Annotated in this window: 17 protein-coding genes and 1 tRNA gene; 12 read left to right on the forward strand and 6 right to left on the reverse strand. The window is 43.0% G+C overall.

Features of this window, described 5'->3' with window-relative positions; all coding sequences use genetic code 11:
• Positions 1 to 23 precede the first annotated feature (23 nt).
• The gene (locus FOR85_RS03330; protein WP_144296698.1) at positions 24 to 374 is read left to right on the forward strand and encodes an IS630 transposase-related protein; all 351 of its coding nucleotides are present in this window, start codon (positions 24 to 26) and stop codon (positions 372 to 374) included.
• Positions 349 to 771, forward strand: coding sequence for a transposase (locus tag FOR85_RS03335; RefSeq protein WP_144296699.1), 423 nt, complete (start codon positions 349 to 351; stop codon positions 769 to 771). Before FOR85_RS03330 ends, FOR85_RS03335 begins: the two co-directional genes overlap by 26 nt.
• A 288-nt stretch (positions 772 to 1,059) precedes the next feature.
• Here FOR85_RS03335 and FOR85_RS03340 read toward each other — a convergent pair.
• A tRNA-Gly gene (locus tag FOR85_RS03340) sits at positions 1,060 to 1,134 on the reverse strand.
• Positions 1,135 to 1,639: 505 nt separating this feature from the next.
• Here FOR85_RS03340 and FOR85_RS03345 point away from each other — a divergent pair.
• The 4 genes from FOR85_RS03345 to FOR85_RS03360 all read left to right on the forward strand — a co-directional run bounded on the left by FOR85_RS03345 (position 1,640) and on the right by FOR85_RS03360 (position 3,944).
• The gene (locus tag FOR85_RS03345; RefSeq protein ID WP_068407582.1) at positions 1,640 to 2,452 is read left to right on the forward strand and encodes a M48 family metallopeptidase; all 813 of its coding nucleotides are present in this window, start codon (positions 1,640 to 1,642) and stop codon (positions 2,450 to 2,452) included.
• Between the two features lie 226 nt (positions 2,453 to 2,678).
• Positions 2,679 to 3,005: a BolA family transcriptional regulator gene (locus tag FOR85_RS03350; protein WP_144296700.1), complete on the forward strand. Its 327-nt coding sequence runs from the start codon at positions 2,679 to 2,681 to the stop codon at positions 3,003 to 3,005.
• A gap of 80 nt (positions 3,006 to 3,085) precedes the next feature.
• Positions 3,086 to 3,445, forward strand: a complete 360-nt coding sequence (locus FOR85_RS03355; RefSeq protein WP_144296701.1) for a SirB2 family protein — start codon at positions 3,086 to 3,088, stop codon at positions 3,443 to 3,445.
• A gap of 97 nt (positions 3,446 to 3,542) precedes the next feature.
• Positions 3,543 to 3,944 (forward strand): hypothetical protein, encoded by a 402-nt coding sequence (locus FOR85_RS03360; RefSeq protein ID WP_144296702.1) that lies wholly within the window; start codon positions 3,543 to 3,545, stop codon positions 3,942 to 3,944.
• A 112-nt stretch (positions 3,945 to 4,056) separates the two neighbouring features.
• Here the strand turns inward: FOR85_RS03360 and trxC are convergent, their stop codons facing one another.
• Positions 4,057 to 4,494 (reverse strand): thioredoxin TrxC, encoded by a 438-nt coding sequence (trxC, locus tag FOR85_RS03365; RefSeq protein WP_144296703.1) that lies wholly within the window; start codon positions 4,492 to 4,494, stop codon positions 4,057 to 4,059.
• 167 nt (positions 4,495 to 4,661) lie between these two features.
• Positions 4,662 to 5,528 (reverse strand): MBL fold metallo-hydrolase, encoded by an 867-nt coding sequence (locus tag FOR85_RS03370; RefSeq protein ID WP_144296704.1) that lies wholly within the window; start codon positions 5,526 to 5,528, stop codon positions 4,662 to 4,664.
• Positions 5,529 to 5,932: 404 nt separating this feature from the next.
• Between FOR85_RS03370 and FOR85_RS03375 the strand changes: the two genes are divergently transcribed.
• From FOR85_RS03375 to FOR85_RS03390, 4 genes are all read left to right on the forward strand, one after another.
• Complete coding sequence (locus FOR85_RS03375) at positions 5,933 to 6,223, forward strand: helix-turn-helix transcriptional regulator (RefSeq protein ID WP_144296750.1); 291 nt, start codon at positions 5,933 to 5,935, stop codon at positions 6,221 to 6,223.
• Between the two features lie 55 nt (positions 6,224 to 6,278).
• Positions 6,279 to 7,988, forward strand: a complete 1,710-nt coding sequence (locus FOR85_RS03380; protein WP_144296705.1) for a SulP family inorganic anion transporter — start codon at positions 6,279 to 6,281, stop codon at positions 7,986 to 7,988.
• A 185-nt stretch (positions 7,989 to 8,173) separates the two neighbouring features.
• On the forward strand, positions 8,174 to 8,500 hold the full coding sequence (locus tag FOR85_RS03385; RefSeq protein ID WP_068407559.1) for a beta-lactamase hydrolase domain-containing protein: 327 nt from the start codon (positions 8,174 to 8,176) through the stop codon (positions 8,498 to 8,500).
• A gap of 80 nt (positions 8,501 to 8,580) precedes the next feature.
• Positions 8,581 to 8,913: a TIGR01244 family sulfur transferase gene (locus FOR85_RS03390; protein ID WP_144296706.1), complete on the forward strand. Its 333-nt coding sequence runs from the start codon at positions 8,581 to 8,583 to the stop codon at positions 8,911 to 8,913.
• A gap of 101 nt (positions 8,914 to 9,014) precedes the next feature.
• Here FOR85_RS03390 and ahpF read toward each other — a convergent pair whose 3' ends face one another.
• Positions 9,015 to 10,592: an alkyl hydroperoxide reductase subunit F gene (gene ahpF / locus FOR85_RS03395; protein ID WP_144296707.1), complete on the reverse strand. Its 1,578-nt coding sequence runs from the start codon at positions 10,590 to 10,592 to the stop codon at positions 9,015 to 9,017.
• A gap of 515 nt (positions 10,593 to 11,107) precedes the next feature.
• Here ahpF and FOR85_RS03400 point away from each other — a divergent pair.
• Positions 11,108 to 11,356, forward strand: coding sequence for a YdcH family protein (locus tag FOR85_RS03400; RefSeq protein ID WP_144296708.1), 249 nt, complete (start codon positions 11,108 to 11,110; stop codon positions 11,354 to 11,356).
• A 184-nt stretch (positions 11,357 to 11,540) separates the two neighbouring features.
• Here the strand turns inward: FOR85_RS03400 and FOR85_RS03405 are convergent, their stop codons facing one another.
• Positions 11,541 to 12,410 carry a glucose 1-dehydrogenase gene (locus FOR85_RS03405; protein ID WP_144296709.1) on the reverse strand — a complete coding sequence of 290 codons (870 nt, stop codon included), beginning with the start codon at positions 12,408 to 12,410 and terminating at the stop codon, positions 11,541 to 11,543.
• A 465-nt stretch (positions 12,411 to 12,875) separates the two neighbouring features.
• Positions 12,876 to 13,442, reverse strand: a complete 567-nt coding sequence (gene ahpC / locus FOR85_RS03410; protein WP_068407548.1) for an alkyl hydroperoxide reductase subunit C — start codon at positions 13,440 to 13,442, stop codon at positions 12,876 to 12,878.
• A 276-nt stretch (positions 13,443 to 13,718) separates the two neighbouring features.
• Between ahpC and FOR85_RS03415 the strand changes: the two genes are divergently transcribed.
• Positions 13,719 to 14,627, forward strand: a complete 909-nt coding sequence (locus FOR85_RS03415; protein WP_144296710.1) for a hydrogen peroxide-inducible genes activator — start codon at positions 13,719 to 13,721, stop codon at positions 14,625 to 14,627.
• Positions 14,628 to 14,667: the final 40 nt, after the last annotated feature.

A 14,667-nucleotide genomic window follows, 5' to 3' on the forward strand; every position in this document is an offset into this window, starting at 1 on the left:
ATTCAATTGTTATTATAAAGACCATGACTTACTCACTAGATTTTCGTATGCAAGTTCTTAAAAGCTTAGACGAGGGTATGACCTTTGCCGAGGCAGCTAAATTCTATAACCTCAGCCCAACCACCATACAAAACTGGAAGAGACGTGTTCATAGTAAAACAACCAGGCAAACCAAACCCTATAAAATACCAGATGACGTGCTACTCAATGATGTCAAAGAACACCCTGATGATTACCAGTATGAGCGAGCACGTCGTTTAAATTGTAGTAAAACAGGCATTCATCATGCCCTAAAGCGCCTAGGCATCAGTCAAAAAAAAGACTTTAGAACATCCAAAAGCCTGTCCGATCAAAAGAGCGGCGTATCAGAATAAGCTTGAGCACTTTAAGCAGCAAGGCTACCCCATTGTATATATGGACGAAAGCGGCTTTGAGAATGAGACCATTCGCTCTCATGGTTACACGCCTATTGGTAAGCCTTGTATCGATAGCTACAACTGGCAAGGTAAAAAGCGAACCAACGTTATTGGTGCTCTGTATGAAAAGATGCTGTTTGCGCTTGATTACTTTGAGACAAACATCAACAGCAGCATATTCTACAACTGGTGCAAACAAACCCTAATCCCAAGTCTTAAAACCAAATGCGTGATTGTGATGGATAATGCCAGATTTCATAAGAATAAACGCATTCAAAAGCTACTGAACAGGCATGGTCATCGTATTCTTTGGCTACCGCCGTACAGCCCTGATCTGAATCCTGAGCGAGGATAAAGCAAAGCACTGCTTTGCCCGAGCGCAAGACGAGAGCTGTGCTCGAGTGGGAGAAAAAATGGGCTCAGGTGAAGTTTCTACGCCAAGGCTGGATGCAAGATGACTTATCCAAATTGTTTTATGATGTTTGTCCTAACCATAGCAATTTTATTTTGAGCTGACTATATCTATAAGCTTTTAATAGCGCTGCCAACTTGCCTTTTAAATGTTAAGTGCTAAATTTAAAATATAAAAAAAAGCCTTACTTCTTATAAGAAGTAAGGCTTTAGTGCTTTTGCAAGCTATATTTGGAGCGGGATAAGAGATTCGAACTCTCGACCCCAACCTTGGCAAGGTTGTGCTCTACCACTGAGCTAATCCCGCTAAACATCAAATCGTAATATTGTTAACAACGACTACGTCTCGATAGGCTGGCTATTTTAGCAAATATTCTGTAGGTGTCAATAGCTTTTTTCAATTTTTTAGCCCGTAACTGAAGCTTTGAGTGGTTCTCAAGGCAAGAAAACATATATATTATTGATTTCAATTACTATTTTCATTCCTAATAATAACACTATAAGTTTAAAATATTTAGAAATCGTAGCAAATTTTATGACGCCTACTATAAACGCGTAGCAAACTTGCACTTAACGTATTTACAATCCTACTGCCTATTGTTACTTTTTCTGTCTAGGTTTTCACTTGCCAACATTATTATACTTATGCTTAACGATAGATAGTTGCGGTAGAGCTTTATTGTTTCGGTAGATCAGCAGGCATGACAAGTTTTTAATCAGTTAACCTTTTTTAATAAAAAACTATCTTTACCGCGACCCTTTTAATTTCAATATTGTTTAATTTTTTTATATATTTACAGCGAGGACGTTTTATGAAGAAGCTATTTACCACCACCATCATGGCGGCATCTTTGTCGGCATTGACCCTGACTGGTTGCTCAAGTACCACCAGTACCGGCGCTGTCGGCGTTGACCGTCAGCAGTTGCTTTTGGTTTCTAGCGAGCAAGTACAGCAACTATCAGCGCAAAGCTACAATAAGAATATTCAAGAAGCACGTGCACGCGGTTTGCTTGACACCAATAAGGCCCAGCTCAATCGTTTAAAAAATATCTCTAACCGTTTGATTGGTCAAGTGGGCGTCTATCGTCCTGACGCAGCGAAATGGAAGTGGGAAGTTCACACCATTAAGTCTAACGATTTGAATGCCTTTGTGATGCCAGGTGGTAAGATTATGTTTTACACCGGTATCATTGATCGCTTAAATCTTAGCGATGACGAAATCGCCGCTATTATGGGTCATGAAATGTCTCATGCGTTGCGCGAGCACTCACGTGAGCGCTTATCGCGTCAATATGCCACGCAAACGGGTATCGGTGTCGCAGCCAGTATTTTTGGTCTATCGCAAGGTCAGGCTGAGCTTGCTAACGTTGCAGGAGACTTAGGTTTAAGCCGTCCGCACAGTCGCACGCAAGAAGCAGAAGCTGACCAAATCGGTCTTGAGCTGATGGCACGTGCAGGTTACAACCCGCAAGCCGCGATTACCTTGTGGCAAAAAATGCAACGCGCCAGTCAAGGTGAGCCACCACAATTTTTGAGTACTCACCCAACCAGCAGCAACCGTATTGCGCAATTGCAGTCATTGATGCCTAAGGTAATGCCGTTATATCAAAAAGCACGTCGTTAAAATTTAATGGCAAATGGTATTCATAGTAAATAGCAATAGACGACAATAATGGACGATAAAAGCAGAGCGTAATAAGGTTGCGCTCTGCTTTTTTATGCGTATCAATAATCCGCTCTTTACTGATATAGATGGCTTTGTAGAGCCTTGCAGTATAAATATCAGGGTCTGCTATAATAAGTGCCATCAGCCATTTGAAAGGCCAAGCATTACAATAACGAGGAATACTATGACAACTCATACCCCAACTGCAGACGCCCTAAATAAGGAACTGCAAGCCCTGCCAGCACAGCATATTGAACTGGTGAATGAATCAATGAACCATGCCGGTTATTTCGACGGTAAAGAAAGTCATTTTAAACTGACCATTGTCAGTGATGCCTTTGAAGGCAAACGCTTGGTGGCGCGGCATCAGCTCGTGTACAATCTAGCAAATCCACTTTTGACCTCACAAGGTGGTCAAATCCACGCTTTGGCTATCCATGCTTATACGCCAACAGAATGGCAAGGCCAAAGCCCTGACAGCCCATTATGCGCAGGGCAAAATAAAAGTTAGTCTCAAAAATTAGTCTTAACGCTATTCCCAAATAACATAGATAAGCTGGCAAACGGCACCTTTAAAGGAAACCCTATCCAATGAAACATCTACATATGCTCATGGCCGTCTTGTTGATTGCGCTGTTTTTATACCAAAGCTATGTGGTACTAAGCGCAAACAAAAAGCCACCATTTGCGGTAAAAATATCGACCCATATTCTCTATGCCGTCATTATTATTTCAGGGGCTGGCATGCTCGTGCAACTCATGAGTGTCAATGCGCCAGTACAGTGGGTATTTGCTAAAGTTATCTTATTGGTTGCCGCACTCAGTGCCAGTATTAAAGCCTTTAATGATAGAGCCACGCCTAGTCAAAGAAAAACCGGCATTCTTATCGCGGGTATTGCCTATGTTGGTATCTTGGTACTCGCCTTTACCAAGCCGGGTAATTTGTTTTAGTCGGGACTAAAAGACATATTTTTTCAATATCTTAATCATATTTTTTTTGCTATCTTAAGTAGATACCATCACATAAACGTAGCCTAACGGAGCCATTATGAAAACTCTTACTGCAGCAACACTACTCGCCACAGCTGGCGTTTTTGCTCTCTCAGGCTGCGCCTCAACAGGTAATATTACTCCGCAATACGTACCACCAAGCACCTACCAAAGTTATGACTGCCAAGCACTAAGCCAAGAATATAGCCGTGTTAATCGCTATGTCAATGCAGCGCGCAATGAGCAATCTACCATAGCCGCCTCAGGTGTCGGCGTTGGGGTTTCCGCTGGACGTTGGGGTATCTCACCTAATATCAGCTTTGGCGTGGGTAAAAGTAATAATACCAAAGCCCGTGATGCCAAATTATCGCGACTTTATGGTGAGCGTGATGCCATTATCCAATCGGCTCGTATACAGCGCTGTAGCTTTGCCAATGGTATTAAGATTTATGGTGAGTAATCATTCATACCTGTTTCATAGCTTTGAAAGTCTCTTACAAAAAAAGCCAATACGCGATAAGCATATTGGCTTTTTTATGTTTAATCATGACGAGCAGTAACTCAGTCTGAGATTAAGAATTTAAGCTTCTTACCCACTGTACGATTTGAGCGCTTGGTAAGGCTCCAGACTGGCGCGCAATTTCTTTGCCGTTTTTGAAGGCCACCATCGTCGGCAAGCTACGGATATTATAAGGTGCCGCCGCTTGCTCATATTTATCGGTTTGTATTTTAGCAAACACTACGTGCGGCAGCTGACTGGTTGCGGCTTTAAACTGCGGAGCCATCATTAGACACGGCTGGCACCAGCTCGCCCAAAAATCAACGATGGTCAATACCTCATTTTTTTGAATAACTTTGCTAACCGTCTGGGCATTGAGTTCATGTGGAGTGGCCGTTAATAATGGCTGACCACATTTGCCGCATTTCGGTGCTGCATTAAGGCGTGCTGCAGGTATGCGATTGGTGGCACTGCAATGCGGACAGACTAGATGAGAGTTTTGCTCACTCATGATAGAACTCCTTTAAAAATAACAGCAGCGGGCGTCTTAGTAACGCTCTTATAAATAGACTAGCATCAAGATAACCGTTGCACGTATTGTGCTTGCGTAACTTTTTGCTTAATTGTATTTATCTACTTCTTGCCAGTTTTTTTTGTTTATCTAAATATAATTGACGCTTAAAGCGCATTAAGTGGCACTTTTAGATAGCGCATACCATTGTCTTCGGGTTCTGGAAAATGTCCGGCATCGATATTGAGTTGTACTGACGGGATAATCAGCCGCGGCATCTCTAGCGTGGCATCGCGGCGCTCGCGCATCTCGACAAACTCGGCTTCATTGATACCCTCTTTGACATGGATATTACCAAGCTTTTGCGCGGCTACCGTCGTAGTTGGGCAATGTTTGCGACCTTGACTCGGATAGTCATGGCACAGATACATGATAGTTTCGTCAGGCAGTGCGAGCAATTTTTGGATAGACTGATACAGGGTTTTGGCGTCGCCTCCGGGGAAGTCGCAGCGCGCTGTGCCGACATCTGGGGCAAATAGCGTATCACCGACAAAGACCACGGTTTTTTCATCATCATTGGCAAGATACGCCATATCCGCGCGGGTGTGACCAGGCACATACATAGCAGTAATCGTAATACCGCCAAGCTTCAAGGTCTCGCCTTCATCGGTCAAGATATCAAACTGACTGGCATCGGTACGAAAGCTGCTATCAAAGTTAAACATTTTCTTAAATATTTTTTGCACTTCGGTGATATATTGCCCGATGACCAGTTTACCGCCAAGCTCATCTTTTACATGGATAGCAGCTGATATATGGTCGGCATGAGCATGGGTTTCTATAATATAAACCAGCGTCCAGCCCTGCTCTCGAACGAACGCTATCACTTCATCTACACTCGCGGTATCCGTATGTCCGGATTTGGCATCAAAATCCAGTACAGGATCGATGATGGCACACACTTGCTGTTGCACATCCGCGAGTACGTGAGTGTAAGTCTCTGTGTCGCTATGTAAGAAAGAATGAACTTGCATGGCTACCTCTTTACTTGTATAGGAATGTTTTAGTTTTTAAGATATTGTTCCGTATAATGGGCATTTATTTATGGTATTTGCTGCTGATCTATAGTATCTATCCCTAGTGCGACTTGTATTTCCTATGCTTCTGCCTATCACTACCAGCACTATAGCAATCATTATACATTTTATCAATTTATATAATGTAAATAATGATAACTTGCTATAAATCGCAATATCATTGATAATTAACTATATATATCCATAACTTATCTAGAAACTCTGCTTTTTCTATTTATATCTTTTATAAGGAGCTCGCTCTGACTACTTCAACTTCAGCATTGAGCACAACTACCAATCCCACTAGCACGCCTACATCTGCCAGCGTCGCAGACTTTGCACCCAAAGACCTTGCTGAGCAAATGCAACAAGCTTCCATGCAAGCCAGCCAGTTATTAAAATCGCTCTCACATCCTGATCGCTTATTACTTTTATGTCAGTTGACCCAAGGCGAATACTGTGTCAGTGAGCTTGAGGGCTTGGTCGGTGTCGGTCAGCCAAGTTTATCGCAGCAGCTAGGTATCTTGCGTAAAGACGAGCTGGTCACTACTCGCCGTGAAGGTAAGCAAATCTACTATAGTATCGCAAGTGAGGACGCATTATCGGTATTGCAGTTATTATATGAGCGCTTTTGTGCCAAAACAGACGCCTAACTGCGCGTTTGGTTTTTAACTATTTTTAACTTTCTTATCGTGATGACATATCGCCATGCCTTCTATCGCTGCTCGTCTGATTCCTACTTGGTTACGTCAGTATCAGCTGTCTGCCCTGCCGACTGACATCATCGCGGGCTTAGTCGTTGGGGTGCTTGTCATTCCGCAAAGCCTAGGTTATGCGGTGCTAGCAGGATTGCCGCCGGTCTATGGACTCTACGCAGCTATCGTACCCGTGCTGGTATATGCGTGGATAGGCTCGAGCAATGTCCAAGCCGTAGGGCCTGTCGCCATTACAGCGATTATGACAGCCAGTAGTTTGCACCCTTATGCCAATGATGGCACGCAGCAATATATATTAATGGCCAGTTTACTGTCTTTGATGGTTGGCACGATGTTATGGCTGGCGGGAAGGCTGAAGCTTGGCTGGATTATGCAGTTTATCAGTCGCGGCGTATCAGCAGGCTTTATCAGTGGCGCGGCGGTATTGATTTTTGTCAGTCAGCTTAAGTATCTGACGGGGATTCCTATTGCAGGTAATGGCCTTATCGGTTATTTATCGAGTATGCAGATGTATGGCCACCAGCTGCATCCGCTAACCTTGATCATCGGCGTGATTGCATTTACGCTATTATTTGCTAATCGCTATGCGAGTAAATGGGTCTGGCGCTCTTGGTTGTCAGCCTCTTATGCAAAATGGGCTGAGCGTCTATTTCCGCTTATTTTGCTTGCTCTTGCCATTATATTAAGTATGAGTTTGCATTGGACAACGCACGGCGTAGCGACAATTGGTACTATTCCGCAAGGGCTGCCTAGCTTTACCCTGCCGTACTTGCCAGATTTTCATGAAGCGCTCAATCTATTACCGAGCGCCGGTTTAATGGCGTTGATTATCTTTGTTTCAAGCAGCTCAGTAGCCAGCAACTATGCACGCCTGCGCGGTGAAACCTTTGATGCCAATCGTGAGTTAACCGGACTGGGTCTGGCCAATATGGCTGGAGGCTTTTTTCAGAGCTTTACCATTGCTGGCGGCTTTTCACGTACGGCGATTAATGCCGACTCAGGCGCCAAAACGCCAGTCGCAAGTCTGGTCACTGTGTTGGTTATGATTGCGGCGTTAATCGCTTTTGGTCATTTATTAGCGCCTCTGCCCTACGCCCTCTTGGGCGCGACTATTATGACGTCAATTATCGGTCTCATTGATATGGCGACTTTAAGGTCAGCATGGCAACGCGACCGCTTAGATGCGGCGAGCTTTTTGGCGGCATTTATCGGGGTGCTGATATTTGGGTTAAATACTGGCTTAGTCATCGGTTTGATGGTGTCGTTTGCTAGCCTTATTTGGCAATCAAGCAAACCGCATGTCGCAGTCGTCGGTCAGCTAGCGGGTACAGGACATTTTCGTAATATCAATCGTCATGATGTGGTGACCTTTAGCAATTTATTGATGCTGCGTATCGATGAGAGCTTGTTTTTTGGCAATAGTGAATCCGTGCATCGCAGCGTCATACAAGCGACGCGGCAGTACCCCGATGCGCATGAGGTTATCCTGATTATGTCAGCGGTCAATCATATTGACTTGACCGGACAAGAGATGCTTATCAGCCTCAATCAAGAGCTATTGAATCAAAAAAAGCACTTAAGCTTTAGCTTTATTAAGGGACCGGTGATGGATATTATCGAGCATACACCAGTCATAACCCATCTATCAGGGCAGGTTTATTTAAGCACCATGGATGCGGTCAATGCGCTAAAAGATAATTAGCTTATAGCTAATCAATTTTTCGCTTAAATTAATCCTGACAGAAAATGCTTTTGAGAAAACATCAGTGACAAAATATAGCTATGATGACCACTGTGTTATGCTAGATTGTAATAAGCCATTAAAATTTACAGAATCTAGAAATAGACAAAACCTTACGCCATTTAATATACGCGACCGAAAAACTTATGACCGATGATTTAACCATTTATAAGCAAATTTACCCAAGCCAATGCGTCAAGATTGCTGAGCTTGGCTACCGCTCTGTGCTCAATATACGCCCTGATGCTGAGACAGAGACGCAGCCTAATAGCTGTGACTTTACCAGCGCAACGGCAAAAGCCAACCTTACCTATCAGCATTTACCATTTGATGATGAGCGTTTAAGCATGGCGACTGTCGAGCAGTTTGCCGCCTTTTATCGCAGCATGCCAAAACCCATCCTGATGTTTTGCGGTACGGGTGCACGCGCCAAATTGCTCTATCAAAGTGCACTGATGCAAGGTTTGCTATAGAAAGCAGATAGGCTTTATTGAAATATTTTAATCTAAGCGCAAAAGTTTCGTTTTTACGCTAAAAATAAAAAGGAGCTCTTATGAGCCATGACGTGAGTATTACCGGACAAATCACCCCTGATCAAGTACCTATGATTGCTGAAAGTGGTTTTAAGACCATTATTAACAATCGTCCAGATGGTGAAGAACCAAACCAACCAACCAGTGCTGAGATTGAAGCTGCCGCTAAAAAAGCAGGTCTTGCTTATAAAGAAGTGTCTTTCGCCGGTAGCGAGCTCAATCAAAACCATGTTGAAGAATTTGCTGACTTTTTTAACCAAGCTGAGCAGCCTATACTGATTTTTTGCCGTACCGGTAACCGCTCAACGGGTATCTATGAAGCAGCAAAGCGTATGGATTTGTTAGACGATTAATGATGTCCTGAATAAAATTGTAGTTGCTTAAAAAAACAAAACCCCTAAAACCTTAGTAGATTTTAGGGGTTTAAAACTTTAATAAAAGCTAAAGCAAAACTTTACTGCATCACCAAATATTCAAACGCTGATAATGCGGCTTTTGAACCTTCGCCCATGGCAATGTTAATTTGCTTAAATGGTACAGTGGTCACGTCACCACAAGCAAAGATACCTTTGCGGTCGGTGCGACAGCGCTCGTCAATCTCAATCTCGCCAAAGCGGTTTAAATCAACAAAGCCTTTGACAAACTCAGTATTTGGTACCAAACCAATTTGCACAAACACCGCTGACGTATCTAGCTCTTTGGTTTCGCTGCTGCTACGATCTTGATAAACAAGCGAAGTCACTTTACCATCTTGCGCTTTAATCTCTTGCGTTGCAGCACTAGTAATAATATCAATATTACTCTTCTCTTTGGCTTTATTAATCAGTACTTGGTCCGCCTTTAAATCATCGGCAAATTCAAGGACGGTCACGTGTTTAACAATACCTGCCAAGTCTAGCGCTGCCTCGATACCTGAGTTACCTCCGCCAACGACCGCAATATCCTTACCTTTAAAGAATGGGCCATCACAGTGCGCACAGTAGGCTACGCCTTGACCCACGTTTTCATCTTCACCGGGAACACCAAGCTTACGCCACTGGGCTCCGGTCGCTAAGATGATACTGCGCGTCTCAAACGTCTCACCAGTATTGAGATGAATACGGTAGTTTTCTTCTTCAGTTTCACTGATTTCTTTGACGCTGACATGCTCTTTGAGCGTAATGTCATATTCGTGCAAATGTTTTTCAAAGTTCGCTGACAGCTCACTACCGGTTGTTAAAGGCACAGAGATTAAGTTCTCGATATCTTGCGTGTCTTTCACTTGTCCACCGATTCGGTCGGCGACCATAGTAACTTTTAGGCCTTTACGCGCGGTATAAATCGCCGCCGCCACACCAGCAGGGCCTGCACCGATAATCGTTACGTCTTGCTGCTCTAACTGCTCAGCGTCATCAGCCACTTCGCTCAATAAATCAGGGAACTGCTCTTGTAACTTCTCAATCAATTTAGCCGTATCGATTTTACCATTAGCAAAAGGTTTACCATTTAAAAATACCGCTGGTACACCTTGGATATTATTGGCTTCGACTTGCTCTTGAAACAAGGCACCATCAATCATCTCGTTACTGATGTCATCGTTGAGCAGCGCAAATTGGTTCAGCGCTTGCACCACATCCGGACAGCTGTGGCAAGACAGAGAGACATAAGTCTGAAACTGTAGCGGCTTATTAAAGCGCTTAATCAGCTTTTGAATCCCTTCATCCAGTTTTAAGGTATGACCGCCCGCTTGCAAAATCGCCAAAATCAACGAGGTAAACTCATGGCCACCCGGAATACCGCTAAAAACGATCCCCGTATCGGTCAATGCATTATCAATATGACTGACGACTTTAAAGCTAATCGGACTTGGTAAGCTGTTATCGGTTGCTGTTGCATCAAAATTGATCTTATCTGTGGTACCAGCGATTTTAGTCAAAAAATCAATCAGCTCAGCACGTTTGCTATGTTCGCCGCTACCCAATACAAAGGTAATGGGGCGGGTCATGTTTTCACTATAGCTTTTGACTGCGTCTAATAAACCTTGATCTATCATGTTTGTTCCTCATTATTATCGGTTATGTAACGTCAGCTATATCGCTGCACATTTGAATAGGGTTTGGTGACAAGCTAAGTATCTGATTTAAAAAGCCATAAATACTTGGCTTACCACCTTTGATACGTCTATTATCAAGGCTTTGGAACGTACCACGCAAGCCGATAAACTCAAACTTTATGTTTAATAAAACAAATCATATATAGATATTATTATTTAATTTTAAAACCACCAATCAAAGAAAATCCATGACAGTCATGGTATCGGGTAAATTTTTTCGCTACAATCAGATGAGGCGAATAAGAAACACTCTTATTTACCGGTCGGCAGATTGACTGCTAGTTGTCGTTAACAAACGCCCTTTCTGCTGCGCACAAGCCTGTTCAAAACTGAGCTGAATTGCGATTTGGCTTGGTAAGACTGAAGTCTCACAATCATATAAATTCATCAGAGCACTCTTAACTAAAATGCGCTATGGCTTTACTAAGCCTGCGCTTCATAACAAGGATGACAACATGAGAAAGACTGATACATGGCAAGACAACAGAGATATTATTTGCGAACTTAAGCAAAAAGACAGCTACTTTGCGACCATTTTTGATGAGCATACCAAGCTTGATCAGCAAATCAACCAACTAGATAAGGATTTGGTGACGCACGCCAGCTGTGACGAAGAAATAGAAAAAATGAAAAAGCGAAAGCTGCACTTAAAAGATGAGATTTATAAAATAATCGATAAAAATAAACTCAATTCTGCGGTATAAACGCTTTAGTTTATAACGCTACCTGATTCAATAGCGGCTTGGTTCGATGCTTACTTGCTTATCGAACCAAGCCGCTATTTTTTGCCGCGACTTTTATTGGACTTAAGTCAATATAAGTCAATAAACGCTCGATGAGCATTGGCCAAATTAACCATTTACTTAATGAAGCACTCATCTACTCACTTTATCCACCGACAATCTCGCCGCCATTTACATGGATAACTTGTCCTGTAACGTAGCTTGCGTCGTCACTGGCTAAGTATAGATAAGCAGGCGCGACCTCGTTTGGCTGACCGGCGCGGCCCATCGGCGTGCTTTGACCGAATTTTTCTATCTCATCAGGCGTAAATGACGCCACAATAAGCGGCGTCCAAATAGGACCGGGTGCGACGCCATTGACGCGAATACCTTTATCCTGACTCATTAAATTATTGGCTAAAGCACGGGTGAAAGATAAAATCGCGCCCTTAGTGGCAGCGTAATCAATCAGATGGTCACTGCCGCGATAAGCGGTGATAGAGGTGGTATTGATAATCGAGCTACCCGCTGGCATGTGTGGTAAGGCAAATTTACTCAACCAAAAGTGCGGATAAAAATTGGTATGAATGGTTTTATCAAATTGCGCACTACTGATATCGGTGAGCGATTCTTGCTCAACCTGCATCCCAGCGTTATTGACTAAAATATCAATTTTGCCGAACTCAGCGATGGCAGTATCGATTAGCTTTCGACAGTTAGCTTCTTCTGATAAATCTGACGCCACCAGTAAGCAGCGCTGCTGGTAAGATTCTACGTGCTTTTTGGTCATCTTGGCATCGTCATCTTCACATAGGTAGCTGACCACTACGTCCGCGCCTTCTTTGGCAAATAATATTGCTACTGCTTGCCCAATCCCGCTATCAGCGCCAGTGATAATAGCAACCTTTCCAGCAAGCTTGCCATTTGGATATTCTTTTGGCAGCACCTTAGGGCTTGGGTGCTGCTCTTGCTGCGAGCCTGGTAGCGATTGTTCTTGTTTCGGAAATTCTTTAGCAGATGATTTGTCTTTACTCATAATATCCTCTCTTCATTACCGATTTATGTGATAGGTTCAATGTAAAACCATTTCTGTGCAACTAAGGTGAGTGCTTCGTCGCCTCTACTGTGATGGCAGCAAGCAAAGAACATTCAACCTGATCGCAAGTAATCAAATTATTGATGTATCGTTTTTACTAATGACGCTTATAATGCTACTTAAATGGATGTTGAAGTAGATATCTTTAAATCATAAGCATTCTGTGATAAAAATCGAATGAACTTAGGTGACAATCTGTAGACAGCCTGTAATCTTGTCCTAACACTATCTATCTCTAAATATCTGCCTATAAAAAATAGACAAAAAAACGCCCCATCAATCAAAACCGATGGGGCGTTTTTAAGTCATTATTTAATAGCGTTTTCTTTTAAAAACGAAAACTCACTATTAAATTTTATACTTATCTTTTCGCTAGTCTAAATAGTAAGTTATCTAAGTATATCCTTAGATTTTACCAACTAGATCTAGGCTTGGTTTAAGGGTTTCTTGACCTTGTTCCCAAGCTGCTGGGCAAACTTCGCCGTCGTTATCACGAACGTACTGTGCCGCTTTTACTTTACGTAGCATGTCTTTTGCACTACGGCCAATACCGCCTGCATGGATTTCAGCGACTTGGATTTTACCGTCTGGGTCTACTAAGAAAGTACCACGCTCTGCCAAACCTGCTTCTTCGATCATGACATTAAAGCCACGAGTGATACGGCCAGTTGGGTCACCAATCATTGGATAAGTGACTTTGCCGATAGCGTCTGAAGAATCATGCCATGCTTTATGTGTGAAATGTGTGTCAGTTGATACTGAGTACACTTCTACGCCTAAGCCTTTAAGCTCTTCGTAATGGGCTGCCATGTCTTCAAGTTCAGTTGGGCAAACAAAGGTAAAGTCAGCTGGGTAAAATAGAAAGATGGCCCAACTGCCTTTTACGTCTTCTGAAGTGATGGTTTTGAAATCACCGTTTACAAACGCTTCTGCTGAAAACTCTGGAATTTCTTGATTGATAATTGACGCCATGATTGGCTCCTTTTTTTGATTGATTGTTGTTAAGTTAATTGTGTTTATGGCTGCGGGTTTTGATTAACCCACTCATTAACTGGGTTACAAGACAAACTATACGCGAATTCTATGGTTAATCCAGTTAAAAGTTTTTAATGTGATGTTTTGTTTTATTAAACTTGTTAAACTATTCTAACGGCTTTTTTTATACGAACATCGGCATTAAATTGCTATAGTACACAAGATAAACGCCCAAAACAAATGGCGTCCAAAACCCATTAATAGAGAGGTTTTATGATTACTTTACGTCAACTTGAGTTTGCCTTAGCAGTTGCCAAACATCGTCATTTTAAACGGGCAGCAGAAGACTGTAATATTTCACAATCAGCGCTGAGTTTGGGTATCGCCGAGTTAGAAAAGCAACTAGATACGCAGATTTTTGAGCGTAATAATAAGCAAGTTTTGATTACGCCTATCGGTGAGGACATCTTGACGCGGGCGCAGCGTATATTTTCTGAAGTCAATGATTTGACTACGCGTGCGCACAGCCATCAATCACCGCTTGCGTACCCGATGACGGTTGGTATCATTCCGACGATTGCCCCTTATCTGCTGCCAAAAGTCCTACCTGCGCTGCGCAAACACTACCCTGAATTTCGCATGACCGTTATCGAGCAGCAAACCGAGCGTTTGCTTGAGCAAGTGCGCTATGGTCATATTGATACCGCCATTATTGCATTGCCTTATGCGGTCGATGGTTTGCATACCTTTGAGTTTTGGGCGGAAGATTTCTTTGCGGTCTTTCCACAGGATGACGTCCATGCCAAGCTTGACAAGATTAATGCCGATGAGCTAGCAACGGCCAATCTGATGTTACTTGGCGAAGGGCATTGTCTGACCGATCAAACCTTAACCGTCTGTCATTTCGACCGCGCGCAAATGAAATCAAGCTTTTCTGATGCCAGCTTAAACACCCTAATACAAATGGCGCTTGCTAATATGGGCACGACCTTGGTACCAGAGATGGCGCTCGATCAGCTGCATTTGCAAAACCAAAATGCGGTCGCAGTGCCATTAGCAGAAAAAGGGCCTCATCGTCATATCGCTTTTGTCACCCGCTTAAACTATGCCCGCGTTGATGATGTTAATTTGCTTGGGCAATTATTTAAACAAGCATTTGAAGAGGCAGATCATAAAAAATAAATGACCGGTGGTGAATGGAAGTTGGCTAAAAAGGATGAGG

It is taken from the genome of Psychrobacter sp. YGAH215, from assembly GCF_007280595.1.
Classification (GTDB): domain Bacteria; phylum Pseudomonadota; class Gammaproteobacteria; order Pseudomonadales; family Moraxellaceae; genus Psychrobacter; species Psychrobacter faecalis.